Genomic DNA, 23672 nt, shown 5'->3' on the forward strand with positions numbered 1-23672 from the left:
ATATAATGCTTTTTATAAAACTAGAAAGGAAATTAGTAATGTTATAAAACGATTTATGGATACTATTTCCAAGAATAAATCAGCCATTATTAAAATGGTTATGTTGGTAATTTCGAATTTATATTACACGAGTATATAGAGTAAATAGTTATAATGTCTATATGATATTGTGGGGTGTGTGATTTGAAGGAAAAGCCATGGGAAATTAGAGATCCGATTTATGGATTTATCGAAATTAATGAATGGGAAAGGGACATAATAAATCATCCAGTTTTTCAGAGGTTGAGAAGGATACGCCAATTGGCATTCACAGATTTAGTATATCCCGGTGCTGTACATACGAGATTTGAACATTCGCTGGGAGTTATGCATGTAGCCACTAAGGTCTTTGATAACATTGCAAGTGAATGCAAAGATATGCTGAGATCTGAATATGGATTAAATGAAGATGGATTAAATAAGGTAAGAACAATAATAAGATTGGCAGCACTTTTACATGATGTAGGACATGCACCTTTTTCACATGCCGGTGAAAGTATAATGCCATATAAAGATAATGGCAAACTTTATAAGCATGAGGATTATAGTAGTGCAATAATAAAAACTGTTTTTAAAGAGCTAATAGAAGATCACAAATTAAACAATAATTATGATATTAAAGCTGAGGAAGTTGCTGCATTTGTAGTTAAAGATTATAAAGTTTTAAAGAAATTTTTCTTCTGGGTAGATATAATAAGCGGACAAGTGGATGCAGATAGAATAGATTATCTTTTAAGAGATTCATATCATATAGGAGTACAATATGGTATTTTTGATCTTAAAAGATTATTAAAAACAATTGTAATTGTTAAAACAGAAGATAGACCTATTTTAGGATTTAAAGAGGGTGGACTTCATGTTGCGGAATCATTAATACTTGCAAGATATTATATGTTTACGCAAGTATATTTCCATCATACGAGAAGGGCGTATGATCATCATATTGCAAATGCAATTAGAGAAATTTTATTAAAATTAAATTATAATGATGGTAAATTGAAACCACCTAATAATGAAGAAAATATTAAAGATTATTTGGAGTGGGATGATTGGAAAGTTGGCAACTTAATAAAGGAAAATAAAGAATTATATGATTGTGAAAAAATATTAAAGAGAGAACATGATAGATGCGTTTATCATACTAATGAAGTCCCTGATATAGATGATTTAAAAAAATTTGATGATATTTATCATAGCATATCTTGTGAAATTGATGAATGCTTTGTTGATGAAGCAGAGAAATCATTTTATAATATAGGAAATGATGATATAAAAATATTAAAAGAAGATGAAAGCGGTAAAATTGTTGTAAGGTCGTTATCAGAATTATCTAACGTTGTTAATAATATTAAAACTGTAAGACAAAAACGAATATATGTACCACTTATATTTCAGGAAAAGGCGATTAATATTTTAAAGAAGGAGGGATTATACAGTGGAGAATAGGGAATTTATAAGATATGCTTCTATAGTACATATAATTAAAGAAACAGAAAAGTATGAATATAGGTTGGGAAGAACAGCATTAGTTAAATTAATTTATATATTACAAGAGAAATTTAATGTGCCTATTGGATATGATTTTAGTTTATATACATATGGCCCTTTTTCAAAAGAAATATTAGACGATCTTGATTATTTATCATATTTAGATGCTGCAAAAATAAAGATGAATAATGAAAGATATAATATATTGCCAGGTGAAGATTCGGCGATGGAGTATATCTATGAAAAAGCTGGGCAGTTTATCGAAGAAAATAAAGATACTATAAGTGACGTAGTTAAGAAATTTGGACAATTATCGGCAAAATCACTTGAATTAATTACGACAATACATTATGTTATAAATGATTATAAAGAAAGTAATATTAATTTTACAAAGGAGGATATATCAAAACTTATACATGAAATTAAACCATATTTTAGTGAAGATGAAATTATTAAAAAAATAGATGAACTTGAATCAAGTAATTTTGTGAAGCTTATATAAAGGGCTAAAAGGTTCTTTTATATTATTTAAAGTATTCAATTTTGTACTATATAACATCACAGAAAAATATGGAATTAAAATGGCTGTAAAATTACGGGGAGGTGATTCTTTGAAAATACCTATAAATAAATTTTTTAGGTTGAGTAAGTTTTTTGTTTTTATTGTTGACCTATCATTAATACATGCAGGTTTTATAATTGCATACATATTAAGGTTTAGCTTACAACCGCCAATGATAAATCTTATTCCGTACTATGAATTAATACCTGTTATTACGCTATCAACAATTTTATTATTCAATATTTATGGACTCTATACCATTTCGCGAAAAACATATAGCGATATTTTGTTTTCATTGATTATTTCCTTGATTTTATTGCAGATAATAACGACAGCATCAACATTTTTTACAAGGCGATTTGCTTTTCCGAGAAGTATTTTTTTTATTGCTTTTTTTATACAGTTAATTTCATTGTCAATTTGGAGGTATTTTGTTCAGAATATAAGGAAGTATGTTCATGGCGAGAAAAATATAATGATCATTGGCGATGATGTTACAGCAGAGAAATTAGCTAAAAAATTGATAACAAGTTCAAAAGGTTGGTACGATATAAGATACATATTAGAACCTGAAAAATTTTTAAGTAATAAAGAATATGTTAAAGAAATAGATGCAATATATATTTGCGATAAAATAGATGAGGAGATTAAGTCGGATATTATTTCAGAAGCTGTTAAATTTAAAAAACATATATTTATTGTGCCAGATTTTAAAGATATTCTTTTGACTAAATCGCAATTTATTCAATTTGATGATGTGCCGACCATTAGCATTGATTATCCGATGCTTACAACAGAACAGAAAATAATAAAGAGAATAGGCGATGTGTTTTTGTCTTTGTTTGGATTAATAATTTCAAGTCCAATCATGCTTATAATTTCTTTATTTATTAAATTAACGTCTCCAGGACCGGTAATATATAGCCAGACAAGGGTTACTGAAAATGAACGGGAGTTTAAAGTATATAAATTTAGGACTATGGTTAAAGATGCTGAAAAAATGACAGGTCCTGTTTTAGCTACTGATAACGATCCTCGTATAACAAGAATAGGTAAAATATTGAGAGCTACAAGGCTTGATGAATTGCCCCAGCTATTAAATGTTTTAAAAGGTGATATGAGTTTTGTTGGTCCTAGACCAGAAAGGCCATATTTCGTAAGACAGTTTGAAGACCAATATCCACCATATAGATACAGGCATAATGTTAAAGCAGGTATTACAGGGCTTGCACAAGTTTTAGGAAAGTATACTACAGATGCTGATGACAAACTGAGGTTAGACCTTATTTATATTATGAATTATTCAGTTTGGTTAGATATAAAAATATTACTATTGACTTTGAAAATAGCCTTGACGAAAGAGGCATCATCTGGAGTAAAAAATGATATGACTTTAGAAGAATTACTGAAATCTATGGATTATAATGTGTATAACGAATTTGGAGTAACAAAACTGGAGAAATAGGAGGTATCTAATTGAACATATTAGTTACAGGCGGAGCAGGTTTTATAGGATCAAATATAGTAGATCTTCTTATAGACAATGGCTATGATGTTATTGTTGTTGACAATATGTCTACAGGTAAGAAAGAGAACATAAATAAAAAAGCTATATTTTATAACATAGACATTACAGATGATAATTTATACAAGGTATTTGAAAATGAGAAAATTGACAATGTGATACATCATGCAGCTCAGATAGATATACAAAGATCTATAAATGATCCAGTCTTTGACGCAAAGGTGAATATTATAGGTACTATTAATTTGCTAGAGTGCTGTAGAAAATACGATGTTAAAAAGATTGTTTATGCATCTTCAGCAGCAGTATACGGTGACCCAGAGTATCTAGGGGTTGATGAAAAACATAAAGTTAATCCCATATCGTATTATGGCATCTCAAAACATACACCAGAGCATTACATAAAAGTCTACAATGAACTATATGGTTTAAAATATACGATATTGAGATATGCCAATGTATACGGTATAAGACAGGATCCAAAGGGCGAAGGTGGAGTAATATCTATATTTATAGATAAGATGCTGAGTGGGAAAAATCCTGTGATATTCGGAGACGGAAATCAGACGAGAGATTTTATCTATGTAAAAGATGTAGCAATGGCAAATCTTCTAGCACTCGAAAAGGGCGACAACGAGATTATGAATATAAGTACAAATAAAGCCACAACGATAAATGAACTTGTTGATGTAATGAGTAAAATCATTGGTACACATTTAAAACCTATCTATGCAAGTCAAAGAAAAGGTGATATATTACATAGCTATTTAGATAATCAAAAGGCAAAAGAGTTGCTAGAGTGGATACCAGATTATACACTAGAAGATGGACTAATAGAGACGATAGAATATTATAGACTAAAATACACAAACGATGAAGTGACTGCTGTAAAAGAAAAATAGAAAAGGAATGATGCATATGATAACAGGTGTAATCATGGCAGGGGGAAAGGGCGAAAGGTTTTGGCCCAAAAGCAGGATAAAGATGCCAAAGCAGTTTTTAAAACTGTACGGAGACAGGACAATGATTCAGCAGACTGTGGACAGGCTTAAAAAGCTTATGCCTGCCCAAAATATTTTTGTCGTTACAAATATAGATTATGCGGGGCTAATTAGCGACCAGATACCAGAGCTTCCGACAGAAAATATATTGATAGAGCCTATGGGTAAGAATACTGCAGCCTGCATAGGTCTTGCAGCCATACATACAGAAAGGCTTGATAGAGATTCTATCATGGTAGTAGTGCCATCAGATCACGTAATAAAAGATGAAGAAACTTATTTAGGAGTATTGAAAACAGCAATAGAAAAAGCAAAATCAGGCAATAATCTTGTCACAATAGGTATAAAGCCGCAGCATCCAGAGACTGGATATGGATATATAAACTTTAAGAAGATAACACATGAAATATTTCATAACAATCCTGTACATAAAGTAGAAAGATTCGTAGAAAAGCCGGATTATGATACAGCAGTGAAATATGTCGAGAGCGGAGACTATCTGTGGAATAGCGGCATGTTCATATGGAAGACATCTACAATACTAAATGCAATAAAAGAATATATGCCACAATTATACAGTGCATTAAATGTTATAAAGGAAAACTTTGATTCAAATGAGATAGAAAAAATCTTATATGAGGAATATTCAAAACTTGAAAGCATATCGATAGATTACGGTATAATGGAAAAAGCCAAGAATGTTTATGTAGTACCGGGAGACTTCGGCTGGGACGATGTAGGAAGCTGGACATCAATAGAGAGGTTGTACGAAAAAGACGAGAACGGCAATGTCATAAAAGGCAATGTCGTAAGTGTTGATACAAAGAAGTGTATCATAACAGGAAGCGATAAACTCATTGCAACACTCGGCATAGAAGATGTAATAATCATAGACACAGAAGACGCACTTTTAATTTGCTCAAAAGATAAAGCTCAAAATGTGAAAGAAGTATTGAAGGAGCTTAGAGAGAAAAAGAGCGAGTATTTGTAATTCATTTACTGTATGCACTAGGCATAGACGTTTAAATAAATTAATAGAATTTTTTAAGAGAGAGTTTTATGGATATTTTAAATTTTAATTAAAAAATTTTATGGATAATGATTAACTAGTTAATAGTTGTGTTATAATATAGATACAATGAATAGAATGTATATATAAGAAATTGTGAGGGAATAGTTATGTTTACAATGTTATATGAGTTTATCGAGGATAGATTGATAAATTATATCAACAAAAAGTATAAAAAAGACTTTAAATACTTGGAGGAGATTCTAGCAGATATATCAATTTTAGATATACCAGATTCTGTTATTGTAAGAGCGTATAACGAAAAAGGGTATGAAACTTTCAACGGATTTGATAATATTTATTTAGAAGATGAGGAGTCTAAAGATATTGATGAGGAAAAATTAGAAAATGTCTTAGAGATAATTGTTAGAGCAAAAGAGTTGTTTATTTCAAATGACGAAATAAAAGATTTAGATGATTGGTTAGAAGAAGAATATGCTACTTTAGAAAATATATCATCTTTCATTTATACTAGATTAAAGAGAAGAAATTTATTATATGACGAAAACAAAAAAGAGATGAAGGTAAATGTTGACAAGGAGAATTGTGTTCAATTTGAAATAGATAGATGTGATTATTATACGCCGTCTGATAGATTAATACAGGCGGCATAATTATTGAGGTGATAAAAATGGAAGAAAAAGTTAATAAAGAGGAAACGCAAAGAATTTATAAACTATATAATAATTTTATAAGAAACGTAGAAATTGTAGATGTATATATATTGGATTCAAAAATCAGTAGAAAATTACTATTTGAAGATATGAGTAAAAATTTAAAGTTACATTATACAGACAAAATTGAATATAAATTATTTGATAAAAAAATAATTTATAAAATTAGCTTTAATTTAAAAACTGAACCAGAGGATGAATTTAAAATAGAAATAGATTTGGCAATTACATATATATTAAAAAGTGAATTAGATTCTAATATTACAGATGATGAAAAAACAAAGATTTTTGAGCTTTTCAAACGCAATGCTAAATTAAATGGATGGCCATATATAAGGACATACGTAAATGACTTTACTTCTAAAATGTCTATACATATTCCTCCTTTACCAGTATCTTATTTATAGGACGTGATCTAGATGTTTGAGTGCAAATGTATAAAAGCGATTAGAAGAGATAAATATTCTCCTTTGATAATAAACAAATTGAAAAATAACGAGGAGTTTTTTAGGGCGCTTTGTGAATGCATTTCAACCGTTAAAAAGAATATACGATCTAAAATTGATAATGTGTTAGATGAATATAATATCTCTAATGACATTAGACAGCTTATATATCAAATTTACTCTGACGATGATTTGAGCGATATAAGAGGAAATATAGTTGAAGATATTGTATTTAATTTTAGATATAATAATACTCAAATAAAAAAGGAACGCCAATGTGTTCCTTTTTATAATGGAAAAGAAATCAATACTGAGTTTAATGACAGAGTTTTAGGAAGTAATAGTCTAACAAATTTTGATGTTGGATTTTGGAATGATGACAATTTCATTGAATTAATAGAATGTAAATGTAGCATTAAAAATTTTTTATCAAAAAAAGATATTAATAAAATTATATATATGAATGACATATATTTAAAATTAAAAAAATTAACACAAAATGCTAATATTTTTTTATTTGGTTTAGAAATTGATGAAAATGATACAACTGAATTAAATGCAAGAATATTTGAATTATATAAACGTGAATTCGAGAATCTAATATCTATTTTAAATAGAAGCGGATATTATAAAAAGCTATCATTTAATTTTTTGGGTAGAAATTCTTTAAATGTTTGAATACATAAAAAAACACAAGGGACGACTCTGTGCGCCGAGCAAGGCTCTGGCGTTAAAGTAGGTGCTAATCTGAATTTGTAGTGTCTGCAGGAAAAAGTAAAAAATGCCTTTTTATTGTTTATGCAGTTTGATAAAATTTAAAAAGGGATTTTTTGACTAGAAGGGGAGGACATTTATGTACTGCAAAAATTGCGGCTATAAAATAGAAGGTAATCTTCATATCTGTCCTTACTGTGGCGCATTAGTGGACAATACATCTAAAGAAGTAAAAACTTCAAATAAAAGATATTGGCTCATTCCTTTTAGTTTTGCCATAATGGTTGCCATAGCGGTAACTTTTTATTTTTTCTATGAAATAGGTGTCAATAAGAAAGTGGAAGAAATACGGGCAAAAGCAGAAGATATGGCTTTACAGGGGAATTTTGATACTGCATTAAATTTTGCTAAAAAGGGCTTGGCTTTGCGCCCTAATCATAAAGTATTACAACAAGACCTGGTTTTAATAAATTTTGGCAAAACGGTATATGAAAAATTAGAAACAGCTAATAAGTATGCTGATGATAAAAAATTTGATTTAGCATTAAAATCCATTTCTGCAGTTGATAAAGACCTTGAAGGTCGGAGTGGTGAGTATTTTGACATGCTTTCTAATCTCAGCAAAAAGTATAAAACACAGGTAGAAGTAAAACAACTGTATGATGATGCCAAAAACAAAAATACAATTGATGAGTTGGCTGATGCATTGTCTAGATTAAGTTATATAGATAGTCCAGATGCAAAGAATATAGATAAATTAATACGTCAGAAAATTGCCAATATAGCCTACTCAAATGCCAATGAGTTGTTAAAAGATAAACAGTTTAATGAAGCATTAAAAGTGATAGAAAAAGCTATGCAATACGATAGTTCTAATGCTAAACTTATTTCATTTAAAAAAACTATAGTGGATCAGAAAACTGCTTTTGAAAACGCAGAAGCACAGAGAATGCAGCAAGCTATGATATCTGCAGCCAAAGAAGATGCTATGAACAGGACCAATGCGGTCAGTGTATTAAATGTAAAAAATTACATCAATGGTTATGGAGATTTTGTGATAGAAGGAGAAATTAAAAATGTAGCCACAAAACCTATATATGAAGTAGAAATTTATTATGCAATATATGATGCTAATGGTAATACTATTGGCGACGGTAATACATATGTATACCCAGTTTATTTGACACCATTGCAAAAAGGAAGTTTTTCCAATATACATTATGGGCTTTCAAATGCTGATCATATAAAAATAACTGGGATAAACTGGTATATTGATTAAAAGGGGCAAACAAGCATGGGAGAGACAAAAAAAGATTCTAAAAATTCTTTAATTATTAATTTACTTATTACAATTCTAATAATAGAAATTGGACTTGTTGCATTTTATTATATTAACAAACAATTTCATCAACAAGTAATTACAGGTAACTCAAAATTAAGCCAATATAACGCTATAAAAAGTTCACAAGCAAAAGATTCAAAACAAACTAGCATTAAGTCTATAATATCTGATAATCAGGAAAAAGTTATGTACATCGAGGTCAACGATGGAGGTGATATGGTATCAGGTTCTGGCTTTTTATACGACACTAATGGCGATATCATAACAAATGCCCACGTAGTTAGTGGTGGTTCTACAGTAAAAGTAAAAACATATGATGGAAAGGAATATAACGGTACAGTTATAGGCAAGGGTGAAGATATAGATGTAGCTTTAATAAATGTACCTGAACTCGCTGGAAAGACTCCTGTTAAAATATCATCGAGAAAAGGGGAAGTCGGCGATCCTGTCATTGCTATGGGAAGTCCACTGGGGTTACAGAATACAGTTACGACGGGGATAATAAGTGGTGTTGACAGAGATTTTACAATTGCACCATATGTGTACAAAGGGGTATATCAGATATCAGCTCCTATATCGCCTGGTAGTAGTGGAGGCCCACTATTGGATCAAAATACAGGAGAGGTTCTAGGAGTAAATTCAGCCGGGACTATTGAAGGGGTGATAGGTTTCTCCATACCCATAAACCAAGTATTACCACTTGTGGATAATTGGGCGAAAAATCCATCAAAACCTCAGACAAATGAATATGCCGTTGATTCTACAGAGCAACTTGATAATGGTCAATCTATTAAAGAAGGAGCCGAAGCTTTAGTTCAGTATTTTTATCAATGCATCAATTCGCATGATTATGTTACTGCATATTCACTTTTAGGCAGTGATTGGCAAAGCGGAACAACATATCAAGATTTTCGAAATGGCTATCTTAGAACAGAATATGTTAATATTCAAAACATTATATCTAATTACAAAGATAATAATCATGTAGAAGTTACTATAACAATAGAAGCTCAGGAACTCACTGATCAAGATGCTATTGTGACAAGTCTTTATATGTGTACATACGATATAGGTTATGAAAGTGACCAATTGAAAATCTTAAGTGGCAAATTTAGAAAAATTTAAAAAGCAGCATGTTCATATGGAAGACTTAACAATACCAAAGGAATATTAAAAAGGGGCTTTGCTTTATGAGATCATAACTGGAAATGATTTGGCAATAAATTAAAAGGCAGATATGATTTTGTATTTTTATATGGCAATGGGATTTTGGATGGGATGATGTAGGAAGCTGGACATCAATAGAGAGATTGTACGAAAAAGACGAGAACGGCAACGTCATAAAAGGTAATGTCGTAAGCGTAGACACAAAGAAATGCATCATAACAGGAAGCGATAAACTCATTGCGACTTTAGGCATAGAAGATGTGATAATCGTAGACACAGAAGAGGCACTTTTAATATGCTCGAAGGATAAATCGCAGAATGCGAAAGAAGTATTTAAGGAGTTGAAGGAAAAAAATAGCGAGTATTTATAAAGGCAAAAATTATTCGATTAATTTTTCCCTTTCATAAGTTCATAGGTATATGAATACATTATATGGGAAATAATTATTATAAGGCACTATAGACTTAGAAAGGGAAGTATGATAATATGGTGATTAAGGAACAATTATGTTTTGTTATAGAAGAAGGTGAAAATATGATTAATTTGGAATTTTATATTACAGATTATGGATATACTGATTATAATGGAAATAAGTTTATTCCTGGATCAACTTTGAAAGGAATGTTGCGTAGTTATTTACTTAATTATGAACAACGCAGTATTAATGATGATATTAAAGACTTTTTTAATTGGCTATTGGATAATTTAAATAACGATATAAAAGCGATAAAAGAAAATAATTATGTATGGTTGTATGAAGAATATTGCAAAACCAAGAAGTCGCTGAAAGATAAGAAAGATAAAGTTAGTAACTATTTCTATCTAAATTTTTTAGATTATGATTCAATACAAAGATTGAAAAAGATATTTTTGAATTATAAAGAGGAATATGAAATATTTAAAAATTATAAAAAAGATATTGTATTCTATAATGATTTATTGGGATGGTACAAAGACATACCTGATGATGTAATTATGTTTATTGAGAATTTGTATAAAAAACAATTTGAAAATTATATTGATACATATATAACTGAGAGCAAACAAATGAAGATGTTAAATTGTGATGATAGTGAAGGCAGCTATGCTGCATAAGGGTGAACAAAATGGAAGATAATTATAAAGAAATGATAAAAAATATAGAATTGGTTAATATTTACTTATCTAAATTAAATTGTATAAGAACGAGTGATCATAAGAAATTACTACAGGGAATAAATGTTAATTTTAATCATAATTTTGAATTAGGTGAATTACGAGGAGATAATTTCGATTGTAAAGCAAGTTTTAATGTAAAGGGAGTTAAAGAGGATATAGAAATATTAGAGATAAATGCCGAGTTCATAGCTACTTATCATTTAGAGAATGCTTCAAATATTGATAAAGAATTGATAGATAAATTTGTGAAAATAAATTTACCTTTAAATGTTTGGCCATATGGTCGTGAATTGATTTCCTCTATGACTGTTAGAATGGGGTTACCACCATTAATTTTAAGTACATATAAAATAGTTTAGGTGAAATTATGGGGTATAAAATTATAAATAGAAAGATAGATTACCAGGCAGATCATATAATTAAAAAGCTTGGTGATTTTTTATTATCAGATAAAAAATTCCTAAATATATTTACAAAAATTATAATTGATGAAAAACGTAATTTAACCGAAAAACACATAAAAAAATTAATTCAAAGATATGTGGATGCAATGATTATTAGTGAATATGAAAGTGAAATTTTTTTGAAATTGTGTAATGACTTTCTATGCTATGATATAAGAGGTAATTTATTAGAATATATAGTTCAAAAATTAGGGCCTTTTAAATTAGAGGGAAAAAATTGTGATTATACGTGTAGAACTATAATTATCTATAATGAGGAAAAAATAAGTAACTTTGATTTTGATATAGTATTTTTTAATAAAGATTTTGTTGAACATATAACCAAAGAATATATCTGTATTGATAAAAGTGATGGAGAGTTTATTGAATGTAAGACAGATATTAAAACATTTATAAGTGAAGAAATTTCAGAAAGAAGTCGGAAAAAGTTAGATTTTATAAAAGCAGTATATAATTGTTTTAAACAAAATTCTTATAGCTTTTTTTATATTATCACATTTAGAAGAGAGATTACTATTTTTAAAAATATTTTGGAAGGAAATAATTATGGATTTATAAATATAATTGGCGGTAGGGAATTATATGATAAAATTTCGCTTTAACAAAGGTCTGAATCAAAAATTTCTACAGAAAGCAATTTGAAAACTATACGGATGTTTATATAACTGATAAGAAAAGATAAAGAGAATAATTGGAGTGAGGTGGAATTTTTGATTTTTACAAAATTTGTACTTTTTATAATAAAATCAATCCCAGATTTTACTGATGTTTTTTGTTTTGGTATTGTAGTTATTGCTTTTATTACTTACTTTTGGACTCATAGGAAACCTAAACGATATGTTAAACTTATTGATTCATACATAGAAAAAATTCAAAATACATCAGATAAAAATATGTTGCTAGAAGAACTTATTGAATTGACAGATGAGATAATAGAAAAAGAAAAAAATGACAAAGATATAACTGAGTTGCTTAAAAAGTTTAAAAGTATGTGCTATAGTGGCAATATAAAAAATGCTATAGATGTGTTTGATTATACTGCCCTGGTTGAGATTCCAGGCAAGCGAAAGATATTTAACATGATGCCGGGTGTATTTACAGGCCTTGGTATTTTAGGTACTTTTGTTGGACTTGTTTTAGGTTTAAGTGATCTAAATTTTTCAGGTAATACTCAAGTACTGGAGCAAGGAATAAATAATTTAATCTCGGGAATGTATCTTGCTTTTCTTACATCAATTGCTGGTCTTATTTCTTCATTGGTTTGGTCTTGGGTTGATAGGAAGCTACTCAATTATTATAGAAAAAAAATAGACACACTTCATTCTTTGTATAAAAATATTTTTGATGAGAAGGGGATAGATTATTATCTTAAGGAAATAAGGGACATTCAAGAGGAACAAAAAACATACATGCAAAAATTTGTATCAGATTTATCTCTTGAGATCAGCAATGTATTTTCAAATATACTGGAGCAGAGAATATTTCCTGAGTTTGCTAATATCGTAAATCAATATGTCACATCTAAAATTGTGGAATCCTTTGATAATTCAATTGGTGAGATTAAACAATCCAGCGAAATATCTAAACAAATGATTGAAAAATTTGCTAATCTAGCGTACGAAAACCAGCTGGAAGGGGTTAATAAGATTATCGATAAGTTTATTGAAGGTATGGATACGTCACTAAAAGGAAAATTTACGGATCTTGGTGAGTCAATTGACGAGATGATAAAGTGGCAGCAAATGGTTAAAGAAGGCATGAATGAACTCATGGAAAAATTGTCAAATAACATACTGAATTTACAAGATGTTAATAAGGCTATTGAAAACGCAATTACAAATTTCTCTGATTATTTCGATAAAGTAAATGCAGCTAATGAACATCTTGTTGAAAACATATCGAAGTTGGAATCGGTCTCTTTGAATGTAAATATGCTTGTTGAAGATATGTTAAAAATGATGAATGAAATTAACCAGCAAAAGGATTTATTATTAAAAGACAAAACAGAACATGTTCAAATTGTATCTAATTATATATCGGAAATTAATGAAAAGTTTGAGTTACTGCAGACGAGTTATGCCAATATAAGTAAGAATATCGATATTTTAAACAACAGCCTTAAACAATCAATGGACGAGTTTGCTAATAAGACGCATGAAGGGCTTAAACGAAGTCTATCTCTATTCGATGAAGAGCTTGCCAATATAATAAGTTATCTAAATTCAACATTGAGTGAAATTAAAGAATCTGTGGATGAATTGCCGAAGGTTATTATGGAATTTAAGAGGACTTTGAGAAGTGAAGACAAGGAGATGAATACAATTGAAGGATGAAGATAATGTACATGATTATTGGCAGTCTTATTCGGACTTGATGGCAGCGCTACTTTTAATGTTTGCACTTTTAATTGTTATTATGATTTATAAATATGCTAGTATTGCTGTCGAGCTAAATGCACAAAAGGCAAAAGTTGATGAAATAATTGGCGTTAGGGCTCGCATCATAAATCAGCTTTTAAATGAATTTAAAAATTCAGATCTTTCTCTTAGCATAGATCCTCAAACAGGTGCAATAAGTTTTAGCGAGGGAATATTTTTTGATAATGATAAATATGATTTGAAAGACGAAGGAAAAAGATATCTAAATGAATTTTTTCCTAAGTACATATCAATACTTATGGATCCGAAATTTAAAAAATACATTTCCCAGATAATTGTCGAAGGGCATACTGATGATACTGGTGACTATGTGTACAATCTGGAGCTTTCTCAGAAGAGGGCTTTTGAAGTTGTTAGGTATATATTGCAATCTGATATAAAAGGTATCGATCCCAATATGAAATTGGATTTGATGCCGTATATAACAGCTAATGGTCGTTCATACAGCCAATTGATTATTGAAAATGGGAAAGTAGATAGAGAAAAATCCAGAAGGGTAGAATTTAAGTTTCGCTTAAAAGAAGAAGAAATGATAATGGAGATGCAAAAAGTCCTAGGGAAGGGTTCTACAAAGTGAGTAAATATGATTTTCTTTATATACCTTATAAATTGATAGAAATCAAAAATTCTATAGTATCCAGTAATGTTAACAAAGTAGTATCTTTTAAGAAATATAATGATGCAGAAGAAAGGCTTTTGTTGTTACGAAAAATAGATAAGACACCATATAATGATATACGAGATATGGCTTTTTCTCTTAATAATCGTGAATTATACATTTTGATTAATTATCTTGCTGGCGATGATTTTACCATCGATCCTGATAAAGTTTATGAAATTATAAGGTTGAGGTTTAAAAAGAAATTTGCAAATATGCTCTGGGAACTGTATCAGAATAATTATTTTAAAAAAACATATGTACATTATTTTACAAAGTTTTGCAATGAATTTAAAGAAGCTTTTATAGAACTTTTTCGAGATGAAAAGATATTACAATTTATTAATGAAATAGTAGTTAGAGACGATGTAATTAAATTTGTTTGTGTTAATATAAGTAAAACAAGACTTGATTTAGATAAATTTTTTAATACATTTAAAATTAGTGAAAAGTCAAGACTTGGATTGGATATAAAAAAATATTTTTATTTATATTGCGATAAAGAATCTTATATGAGGAGTAATCCAGAGGTTATTCTGGATATAATAAAATCTTATAATCAAAAAGAATTATTGATGTTTGTTGAAAACTACGTGATAAATGTCTTCTTTTCTGAATTTGACTCAAAAATAATGAAATATATTTTGGAATATAATAAAATGCCTGAAAATAGAGAAATAGATTTTTTCTGGAGAGATGTTTCTGAACCAGTATGGAATAGATGTAGAAAATGGTATTTAGATAATTTGATGAAAGAACACCTTGATGGCCCCAGATATAATTTTTGGTCAGAATATATTGATTATATTAAGGATTTTAATGTGGTTAGAAGGAATAAGCGTAATCAAGCAATCTATTTTATATATTTTAATAAATTTGTAGTAGTTGAATTTGATCCTATTGGTGCTGCATATATATATAAATTAGATATTTTTAAGCAAAGGTTTGGACCATTTGCCAATGAAAGCAGTTCAAAAAGTGATAATTTTTTTAAAGATGAAAGCATTGCAATAGCTAGGATAATACACAAAGGAAAATGGGAATTAAGAGCTTATAACACTGTATTGTTGCTGTTAAAGGGTGGTTTAGATTGATAAATATATCTAATTCGTTAACTGATGAAGGCATCAAAATAGTAAGTAATGTTCAACAGAGAAAAAATATATTTGAAATAAAAATACCGCTTTTTTTAAACCCAGTAGAATACTTTAAAAACATCTCAACTAAAGAATTGGAAAAATTAAATGTACTTGAAGACTTATGGCAGCAAGGTATTTTACAGGATAAAGATAACTCATACATTATACCTTATGAATTTTTATACAATATTGATGAAGAAAAGAGGCGTATACTTAGTCTTCCCATTGAAGATAATGCTATTAAAGTTCATATAAAGGCGAGAGGAATTTTTGGGAGTAATGATTTTAAGTTGATACCAGAGGTATACGTAAAAGATGAGAAGATGGGGCCTTTGGATAGAAGAATTAATAATATAATATTACACAAAGGCTGTATGTATTTAATACCATTAAATCTCTATAGCCTTTTACAAGAAATAGACGCGTATAAGCCGACTGATGATCCTATTTCCCAAGCAAAGATAGTTGCAAAGGTTAAATATAAAGCTAAGACAGCTAATGTGACTTTTGATAGATTTTTAGAAAGCGAAGAAGTTTATTATTCTGAAAAATTAGATGTAGATATAATCAAGCATGATGATGATCACCTTCAGATTGTACCTGTTTTAGGGGATGAAATTGATAGCCTATTAAAGGATAGTAAAGATAAGGTGTTAAAACAGTACAATACTCTATACGGTGATGGTATAAAAAGGAAAAGAATTTTTTTCGAAGATGAGGTTCTTAAGAATTATAATAAAATCGTTAATCGAGGACATCTTAGAGGATCTGAGATTCCTAAGTTTCTGACTGATCCATATTCAATTTTGCCTGAAGATATAGATTTGTCTAATTTCAGCAAGCGAGTGAAGGAATTAGGTCTTAAGGTATACAGGGCTAATCCGTACATAAATATAAAAAAGGATAAAGATTCCGGATGGTTTGATTTTGAAGTGGGAGGAATCATACATGAAGATGTAGGCTCTTTTGATGAAGATGTTGATAATGTACAGGAGTATGGATTAACAGGTGATGATAAGATAGATGCTCTTGAATACAGTCAGTTGGTCCAAAAGGCAATTGAAAGTGGAGAAGATTATGTAAATTATAAGGGCAAGTGGATAAAGATTGATATAGAGCAGGCAAATAGGTTTTTAAATATAGCTAATAATGAATCATTTTCAAAGGTGCAAAAAATAGATATTACCAGATTGCCTTATGTCTTAAAAATATACGAAAATTTAGATGATCTGGAATACAATGAGACTGCATTAAACTTGAAAAAACAATTTATAGGTGATTTTAGCACAAGAGATTTTACATATCCTATGTATTTGAAGAATTGTCATCTGTATGAACATCAAAAAGAAGGATTTTTATGGTTTAAGGGCTTATACGAAAATCACCTCGGTGGGTTGCTTGCTGATGATATGGGCTTAGGCAAAACTTTACAAGTAATTAGTTTTTTATGTTATCTAAAAGAATGTAATGAACTAAAACCTACATTAATCATAGCTCCATATACTTTGTTAAATGTTTGGGAAAACGAGATACGAAAGTTTTCTGAAATTACTTCTATATATAGGCATTCTGGCTATCAAAGATATAAAACACCTGAGATACTTAAGAATTATGAAATTATATTGACGACTTATGAGACGCTTGTCAGAGATCAGCTGTTGCTGGGGCAAATAGATTGGAAGGCTATTGTTTGCGATGAAACCCAAAGAATAAAAAACAGCACAACTTTGACTACTTCAGCTGTCAAAGCCTTAAAGGCCAAAATCAAAATAGCCATGACTGGCACTCCAGTAGAAAATAACCTTGGTGAACTATGGTGTATAATGGATTATGTTCAACCGGGCCTTTTATCAAGTTACCATGATTTCAGAAGAACATATCAGAAACCTATAGAGGATGCTATAGGCAATAAAAATGAAGAATATTTAGCAATAAAAAACAAGCTATTAAATACGATAAGACCTGTGTACCTTAGAAGAACAAAAGATGGCATTTTATCACTTCCTGCTAAGAATGAGATTTTTCCTGAAGTAGAACTTACGACTTTTCAGGAGAAACTATATTGTCAGTTGATAGAAAATTACAAAAATAACGAGAAAAAGGAATCGCCCCTTGGTGTCTTGCAAAAGTTAATGGAGTTGTGTGCGCATCCACGCCTTATACAAGATGACGGAGATGGGGATACCTATAAGTTTATAAATGAGTCTGGAAAACTTCAACGCCTAATAGAGATTATGAATGAAATAAAACTAAAAGGCGAAAAAGCGGTAATATTTACCCATTATATAAAAATGCAGACGATATTGAGAAAAGTTATCATGGATGTTTTCGGAATAAATTGCCTTGTAATAAATGGTAACATCAAAGGCGATAGGATGAGCGTTATTGATAAGTTCAGAAAATCTCCGGGATTTAATATTATTATACTTTCTACAAGAGCTGCTGGCGTAGGCATTACCATAACAGAAGCCAATAATGTTATTCATTATACGAGGGATTGGAATCCAGCTGTTGAAAAACAGGCCACAGATAGAGTTTACCGAATAGGCCAGACTCGTGAGGTAAACATATATTACCCTATATGTACAAGCAGCAGAGGAAAAACAGTAGAAGAACGTTTAAATGAGGTGTTGCAAAAAAAGATTCAACTTCTTAATGAAGTGATTATACCATCGAGATACCTGAATATAGAAGAAGAAAATTACGATTATCTGTTGCAAGATTTTTCCGCTTGGTCTATGTAACTTGTTTTGACAAAAAACTTCGAGGTGAAGATTTTACAAATACATATTTAAGGTCAAATATATGATTCCAATGTAAAAATATAAAAATAATTAAAGCAAAAGCAGATGAGATAGATTTAAAGAGTAAGGGAGTGATATAATGAATATAGATATTGATGAAATATTAAGTCCTAAGATTAAAAAACATTGTTTACCTTTGTATTTGGAAGGCCATTATGATTGTGCATCACATAAGGCGATGGTTTTGGTTGAATTAGCATTAAAAGAAAAAGCTAGAATTACCGGTGATGATAGTAAAAAATTATATGGAATAACATTGATAAAAGAATTATTTTCTGAAAATAAAGAAGGAAATCAGAAAAAAGCTATACCTGTAAAATTAAGAGTCCCGTTGGGGGATGAACAGCAAGAAAATGCCCAACAAATGTTTGCTGGTGTATTTGCATATTACAGAAATTATTGTGCACACGATGGAAGAAAAATAACAAGAGAAATATGCTTAAGAATTATGATAATTGCAAGTGAATTATTAGATTTGATTGATGCTTCATCACTTAGTTATGAAGACATTGGCGGTATAGATGGAATACTTAAATTTGGTAACTTTGAAAATAGATTAGTTTTATACAATTTACTAAAATTTCTCGAAAATACCTGGGTATTAGATAGTGACATTAATTCATTTTATGAAGAATTATATGAAAATGGTTTTACAGATTCTCAATTTAAAGTATTGACTGAACTTGATTTAGTCCGTTATGTAACTAATGATAATAATTATGATTTTGATACAGGTGATTTCATTGGAATAGGAAATTTTGAGTTAACTGATTCTGGTAAAAAAGTTTTAAGAAATATAGAAATTGTTGAAAAATTAAATAACTAAGAGGAGAACAAGAACACAAATGGCGATTTTGTATACTGGGCGAAAGTTCGGATGTTAATTATGAAAGGCTTGATATATCATAATGATTTAGTGAAATAAAACGATATAATAGTGGGGAGTACCATTATGAAAAAATATTTTAGAGATCCAATATATAATTTTATTATGATTAATGAAACGTGGATCTTAGATTTGATAAATAGTAAAGAGTTTCAAAGATTAAAACAGGTAAAGCAGCTTGGAACATCAGAGGTTACATATTATGGTGCCAATCATACTAGATTTTCACATTCTATAGGTACTATGTATCTAATGGATAAAGCGCTAGCACAATTAAAAAATGTAATCAATATAGATGAAGAGACGAGGAAAATAGGATTAGCTGCGGCTTTATTACATGATATTGGTCATGGACCATTTTCTCATGTATTTGAGAAAGTAATGAGTACGAATCATGAACAATGGACGATTGACATTGTACTTGGTGATACTGAGGTAAATAGGATATTAAAAACTGTTAATAGTGATTTTCCTCAAAAGGTCGCTGAAGTAATTAAAAAAGAGTATGAGCATAAATTTGTTAGTTATTTGTTATCAAGCCAATTGGATGTAGATAGAATGGATTATTTATTGCGGGATAGTTATTATGTAGGTGTAAAGTATGGGCTATTTGATGTAGATATGATTATAAAATCTATGTTAGTGTGTGATGACAATATAGTTATAGATTATAAGGGATTGTATGCAGTAGAGCAATATGTACTTGCTAGACATTATATGTATTGGCAGGTATACTACCATAAAACTACAAGAGGATATGAATTGTTGCTGCAAAATATTTTAAAAAGAGCAAAATACTTATATGAGCAAAATTTACTGGATATTAAAATAGATTTATTGATTCCCGTTTTTAAAAATGAGAAAATAAATGTAGAAGAATATATACAATTGAACGATAGTGTTATTTTATATGCGATATTATCATGGAAAAATTCACGAGACAAGATATTAAGAGATTTATGCTGTAAATATTTGTATAGAGATTTATATAAGGCTTATGAAATTGAACAATCTTTTCCTTTCAGTCTAGATGCAATAAAAGAAATACTAAAAAATCAAAATATGGATGCTGAATATTATCTTGCACTTGATAGACCTAGTAATGTGATATATGATTATTATGTTGAAGGGGAGGAGGGAGAAAAGCCACCTATATTAATTAATAGTATGGGCAAAAATAAATCTATTACTAGATTTTCTGAATCAATAAAAGCTATATCAGGCAGCCAAAAGATTAAATATTATCTATATTTTCCGAGATATAATTATGATGGCGTAAATATAAGTGATGATATAATTAAATATTTGGAGGAGTTAAAAAATGAGTGATACATTGAAGGAATATGCTAATATTATTGAGTTATTAAATATCGCCGGAGAAATTGATGGTCGTAAAAAAATTCAAAAAATAGTTTATATACTAAAAAACTTAGGAGTAAATTTTGTGGAGAATTTTTATTTCCATTATTATGGTCCATATTCAGATACTTTGACAATTGAGTTGGAAGAGCTTAAGATGATGAATATAATTGAGGAAGAGAAAAATGATAACGGGTTATTTCCAAAGTATAAATATAAATTAAAAAAAGAAATAGATATACAACATAATCTTGACAAATATAAGGATTTAATTGAAGAGCTAAACAATCAAAAATCCAGATTTTTGGAATTGGTTTCAACAATTATTTATTTTGAGCATGAAGGATATCCAAGAGATAAAATTGTTAATAAGATAAAAATCGTAAAATCTGACAAAAATTATACTGATGAGGAGATAGATTCAGCGTTCAATTTTTTGAAAGTAATACATGATGAATATGGATTTGATACTATTTAATTTTTTATAGAAAATAACGTTAAGTGACGGTTTAGCTTCCATCAAAAATCCCGAATTTTAGAATTGGAAAAATACCTATGCCATGTAAGATAAAAAAGAAATTTTTTATGTGAGGTTTAGATATGTTTTTTATTACATATGATACATGGAAAGCGGTTTGTGATATGTATTTTAAGCAGAAAATAGGAAGGCTAAAATCATATATCCAATGGTTTCCATTTTCTAAATTAAATATACATGATAAAGAAAAAATAAAAAGCAAAGAATTTTTTCAACAATATATTCAAAGTGGAGCAGCAGTTTTATTTCCTAAATTTCTATTTAGAACAAACAATTATATGCAAAAAAGTGATGGAAGTTTTAGAAATTCGAGTTTACTCTCTCCTCTAAGTTATCTTTTATTTGAATCGATAGGTAAAACAATATCTAGAGTATATCATCCTAAACGTCCCAGCGATATTTCTGTTTTTTATGCTGGTAACTTTGACGAAATGAGATGTTTTTATAAATATGATTATGATGCATTTTGTAAAGAGATTAATGCAGAATTGGAGAATTATGATTATTTTATAAAGACTGATATTAGAGACTTTTTTAAAAATATCAATTTAAATAAACTATTTTCGAGAATAGATCAGGTATCTAATGAAAATTGTGTAAGTATTACACAGTATCAATTACATTTATATAAAGAATTCATTTATTATTGTGGAAATGGTAATTTTCCATTGATAGAAAACAGTGTAGCTACTTCATATTTAGCAACAATAATATATTTAGATGATATAGATGTAAGATTGAATGAATTTATTATCAACAAAATACCTGAAATAAAAAGTTTTAAAATGGTTAGGTATGTTGATGATTTATATATATTGATTCAAACAGATCAAAATTGTGGCAATTTAAATAATGTTTTCAATGATATAATTAATGAATATTCGTCAATTTTATATGAATATGATTTAGCTGTTAATTCATCAAAGGTTACATTGAAAAAAGTTTCTGAATTAAATGGAGAGTTGAAAAAATCTCTATATGATGAATATTTTAATGGAATAAAGTTTGAAATTGAAGAACTAGCAAATGATAATGTAATTACCTTTTTAAATAATATTGAATCTGCGCTATTATATGGCGATATTACTGTTGACGATTATAACGAAATAATTAAGAAATCATTTTTGATTGAGGATGTTGAATTTACACCACAAGAGATTTTTAATTATTTTATTTTTGAAAAATCTAATGTGTTTCAGAATAAAGAAGTAATAGAAACAATAAATAGAATAATATGTAAAAACATTTCTTTTATAAGTTTAGATCCTAAAAGATTAACTATTATGATTTTAAATACAAAAAGCGATATGGCAATTAAAGCTTTTTTAAATCAACTTTTTAATCGTCATAGAGCGAAAAAATGGAATTCATATGATACTACAATTGCCATAAATTATTTAATTCAAAGAGGATTTAAACATAGAGATCTATTAGATGTTATAAAATTATATTGTACGGATTTATATAATTACTATGTTTATTTTTGTAAAAATTCTTTTATTTCATCACTGAATGATGTTGACACAAATAAATTTTGTAATGCCATAAAACCTGATCATAAGACTTATTATCTGTATATTATGTATTTATTCGAAGAACAAAAAGGTAATATGATATCAGCTTTTGCTTTTTTTAAAAATTATTTTGATAGAGTAACTGCTCATATAGCATTTGCGTCCCATTATGATGATAGTAGAAAACCAAATTATAAATTATTTTATAAAGAGAGTGAGCATAAAAAATTTTATAATTCCATTAATGGAGGAGCAGAAATCATTCATAACGCGCATGTTTTAAGAAATTCAAATCCACTTTCCCATTCAAGTGCAGAATTAGTAGAAAATAATAATTCAACAGGTGAATTAAAGCAATTTATTAAAGATATGAAAGGATTAATAATTAGTATTTGTAAAGAAAAGGGATTAATTTAACCCATAAACACAAGGAGACGGTTCTTTTGCGCGTTAGTCATCTTTAGCATGACTCATAATCCTATGCGAAAAAGATAAATGCGGCAATGTTGTGAGCGTAGATACAAAGAAATGCATCATAACAGGAAATGATAGCTATCGCGATGCTCGGTATAGAAGATATCATAATCGTAGATACAGATTAATATGCTCAAAAGATAAAGCGCAGAATATGAAAGAAGTGCTGCAGAAGTTAAAAAAGAGGAAAGCAGAGTATTTATGATATATTT

At 29.1% G+C, this 23672-nt stretch carries 22 protein-coding genes and 1 pseudogene; all 23 read left to right on the forward strand.

The window, feature by feature from the left end:
• The first annotated feature begins 174 nt into the window (after positions 1–174).
• The 23 genes and pseudogenes from HNR52_RS09785 to HNR52_RS09895 all read left to right on the forward strand — a co-directional run bounded on the left by HNR52_RS09785 (position 175) and on the right by HNR52_RS09895 (position 23665).
• Entirely contained in the window at positions 175–1485 is a 1311-nt protein-coding gene (locus tag HNR52_RS09785; protein ID WP_435620481.1) for an HD domain-containing protein, read from the forward strand.
• A complete protein-coding gene (locus tag HNR52_RS09790; protein WP_435620482.1) occupies positions 1475–2029 on the forward strand; it encodes a type II toxin-antitoxin system antitoxin SocA domain-containing protein in 555 nt (184 codons plus the stop codon). The genes HNR52_RS09785 and HNR52_RS09790 overlap by 11 nt, the downstream gene beginning before the upstream one ends.
• 109 nt (positions 2030–2138) lie before the next feature.
• Entirely contained in the window at positions 2139–3554 is a 1416-nt protein-coding gene (locus HNR52_RS09795) for a sugar transferase (RefSeq protein ID WP_435620483.1), read from the forward strand.
• Positions 3555–3565: 11 nt separating this feature from the next.
• Positions 3566–4516, forward strand: a complete 951-nt coding sequence (locus HNR52_RS09800) for an SDR family oxidoreductase (protein WP_435620484.1) — start codon at positions 3566–3568, stop codon at positions 4514–4516.
• A 16-nt stretch (positions 4517–4532) separates the two neighbouring features.
• Positions 4533–5606 carry a mannose-1-phosphate guanylyltransferase gene (locus tag HNR52_RS09805; RefSeq protein WP_435620499.1) on the forward strand — a complete coding sequence of 358 codons (1074 nt, stop codon included), beginning with the start codon at positions 4533–4535 and terminating at the stop codon, positions 5604–5606.
• Between the two features lie 188 nt (positions 5607–5794).
• Positions 5795–6298, forward strand: coding sequence for a hypothetical protein (locus HNR52_RS09810; RefSeq protein ID WP_435620485.1), 504 nt, complete (start codon positions 5795–5797; stop codon positions 6296–6298).
• Between the two features lie 17 nt (positions 6299–6315).
• Entirely contained in the window at positions 6316–6765 is a 450-nt protein-coding gene (locus HNR52_RS09815) for a hypothetical protein (RefSeq protein WP_434655897.1), read from the forward strand.
• Between the two features lie 12 nt (positions 6766–6777).
• Positions 6778–7482, forward strand: coding sequence for a hypothetical protein (locus HNR52_RS09820; RefSeq protein ID WP_435620486.1), 705 nt, complete (start codon positions 6778–6780; stop codon positions 7480–7482).
• A gap of 175 nt (positions 7483–7657) precedes the next feature.
• Complete coding sequence (locus HNR52_RS09825; RefSeq protein ID WP_435620487.1) at positions 7658–8797, forward strand: FxLYD domain-containing protein; 1140 nt, start codon at positions 7658–7660, stop codon at positions 8795–8797.
• A gap of 15 nt (positions 8798–8812) precedes the next feature.
• Positions 8813–9985 (forward strand): S1C family serine protease, encoded by a 1173-nt coding sequence (locus HNR52_RS09830; RefSeq protein WP_435620488.1) that lies wholly within the window; start codon positions 8813–8815, stop codon positions 9983–9985.
• Between the two features lie 137 nt (positions 9986–10122).
• Positions 10123–10398 (forward strand): annotated as a pseudogene (locus tag HNR52_RS09835) (mannose-1-phosphate guanylyltransferase); the annotation flags it as partial.
• Between the two features lie 116 nt (positions 10399–10514).
• On the forward strand, positions 10515–11123 hold the full coding sequence (locus HNR52_RS09840; protein ID WP_013788542.1) for an RAMP superfamily CRISPR-associated protein: 609 nt from the start codon (positions 10515–10517) through the stop codon (positions 11121–11123).
• Between the two features lie 11 nt (positions 11124–11134).
• Entirely contained in the window at positions 11135–11545 is a 411-nt protein-coding gene (locus HNR52_RS09845) for a protein-export chaperone SecB (RefSeq protein WP_013788541.1), read from the forward strand.
• An 8-nt stretch (positions 11546–11553) separates the two neighbouring features.
• A complete protein-coding gene (locus HNR52_RS09850; protein WP_435620489.1) occupies positions 11554–12252 on the forward strand; it encodes a hypothetical protein in 699 nt (232 codons plus the stop codon).
• A gap of 99 nt (positions 12253–12351) precedes the next feature.
• Positions 12352–13983 (forward strand): MotA/TolQ/ExbB proton channel family protein, encoded by a 1632-nt coding sequence (locus HNR52_RS09855; protein ID WP_435620490.1) that lies wholly within the window; start codon positions 12352–12354, stop codon positions 13981–13983.
• Positions 13973–14665, forward strand: a complete 693-nt coding sequence (locus tag HNR52_RS09860; RefSeq protein WP_435620491.1) for an OmpA family protein — start codon at positions 13973–13975, stop codon at positions 14663–14665. The genes HNR52_RS09855 and HNR52_RS09860 overlap by 11 nt, the downstream gene beginning before the upstream one ends.
• On the forward strand, positions 14662–15840 hold the full coding sequence (locus tag HNR52_RS09865; RefSeq protein WP_435620492.1) for a hypothetical protein: 1179 nt from the start codon (positions 14662–14664) through the stop codon (positions 15838–15840). Before HNR52_RS09860 ends, HNR52_RS09865 begins: the two co-directional genes overlap by 4 nt.
• Positions 15837–18629 (forward strand): DEAD/DEAH box helicase, encoded by a 2793-nt coding sequence (locus tag HNR52_RS09870; RefSeq protein WP_435620493.1) that lies wholly within the window; start codon positions 15837–15839, stop codon positions 18627–18629. Before HNR52_RS09865 ends, HNR52_RS09870 begins: the two co-directional genes overlap by 4 nt.
• Before the next feature lie 139 nt (positions 18630–18768).
• The gene (locus HNR52_RS09875; protein ID WP_435620494.1) at positions 18769–19515 is read left to right on the forward strand and encodes a TIGR02391 family protein; all 747 of its coding nucleotides are present in this window, start codon (positions 18769–18771) and stop codon (positions 19513–19515) included.
• Between the two features lie 126 nt (positions 19516–19641).
• Positions 19642–20904: an HD domain-containing protein gene (locus HNR52_RS09880; protein ID WP_435620495.1), complete on the forward strand. Its 1263-nt coding sequence runs from the start codon at positions 19642–19644 to the stop codon at positions 20902–20904.
• Entirely contained in the window at positions 20897–21412 is a 516-nt protein-coding gene (locus tag HNR52_RS09885) for a YwgA family protein (protein ID WP_013788532.1), read from the forward strand. Before HNR52_RS09880 ends, HNR52_RS09885 begins: the two co-directional genes overlap by 8 nt.
• 122 nt (positions 21413–21534) lie before the next feature.
• Positions 21535–23403, forward strand: coding sequence for an AbiA family abortive infection protein (locus HNR52_RS09890; protein ID WP_435620496.1), 1869 nt, complete (start codon positions 21535–21537; stop codon positions 23401–23403).
• A gap of 91 nt (positions 23404–23494) precedes the next feature.
• Positions 23495–23665, forward strand: coding sequence for a hypothetical protein (locus HNR52_RS09895; RefSeq protein WP_230197575.1), 171 nt, complete (start codon positions 23495–23497; stop codon positions 23663–23665).
• Positions 23666–23672 lie beyond the last annotated feature (7 nt).

Source organism: Thermoanaerobacterium thermosulfurigenes (genome assembly GCF_051201035.1).
Classification (GTDB): Bacteria; Bacillota; Thermoanaerobacteria; order Thermoanaerobacterales; family Thermoanaerobacteraceae; genus Thermoanaerobacterium; species Thermoanaerobacterium thermosulfurigenes.

What these genes read in the sequence shown, in the direction of transcription:
- HNR52_RS09875 (WP_435620494.1), top strand. Translation starts at nt 18,769, where the DNA reads ATGAATATAGATATTGATGAAATATTAAGTCCTAAGATTAAAAAACAT.
- HNR52_RS09850 (WP_435620489.1), top strand. Translation starts at nt 11,554, where the DNA reads ATGGGGTATAAAATTATAAATAGAAAGATAGATTACCAGGCAGATCAT.
- HNR52_RS09815 (WP_434655897.1), top strand. Translation starts at nt 6,316, where the DNA reads ATGGAAGAAAAAGTTAATAAAGAGGAAACGCAAAGAATTTATAAACTA.
- HNR52_RS09825 (WP_435620487.1), top strand. Translation starts at nt 7,658, where the DNA reads ATGTACTGCAAAAATTGCGGCTATAAAATAGAAGGTAATCTTCATATC.
- HNR52_RS09845 (WP_013788541.1), top strand. Translation starts at nt 11,135, where the DNA reads ATGGAAGATAATTATAAAGAAATGATAAAAAATATAGAATTGGTTAAT.
- HNR52_RS09830 (WP_435620488.1), top strand. Translation starts at nt 8,813, where the DNA reads ATGGGAGAGACAAAAAAAGATTCTAAAAATTCTTTAATTATTAATTTA.
- HNR52_RS09805 (WP_435620499.1), top strand. Translation starts at nt 4,533, where the DNA reads ATGATAACAGGTGTAATCATGGCAGGGGGAAAGGGCGAAAGGTTTTGG.
- HNR52_RS09810 (WP_435620485.1), top strand. Translation starts at nt 5,795, where the DNA reads ATGTTTACAATGTTATATGAGTTTATCGAGGATAGATTGATAAATTAT.
- HNR52_RS09820 (WP_435620486.1), top strand. Translation starts at nt 6,778, where the DNA reads ATGTTTGAGTGCAAATGTATAAAAGCGATTAGAAGAGATAAATATTCT.
- HNR52_RS09890 (WP_435620496.1), top strand. Translation starts at nt 21,535, where the DNA reads ATGTTTTTTATTACATATGATACATGGAAAGCGGTTTGTGATATGTAT.
- HNR52_RS09840 (WP_013788542.1), top strand. Translation starts at nt 10,515, where the DNA reads ATGGTGATTAAGGAACAATTATGTTTTGTTATAGAAGAAGGTGAAAAT.
- HNR52_RS09885 (WP_013788532.1), top strand. Translation starts at nt 20,897, where the DNA reads ATGAGTGATACATTGAAGGAATATGCTAATATTATTGAGTTATTAAAT.
- HNR52_RS09880 (WP_435620495.1), top strand. Translation starts at nt 19,642, where the DNA reads ATGAAAAAATATTTTAGAGATCCAATATATAATTTTATTATGATTAAT.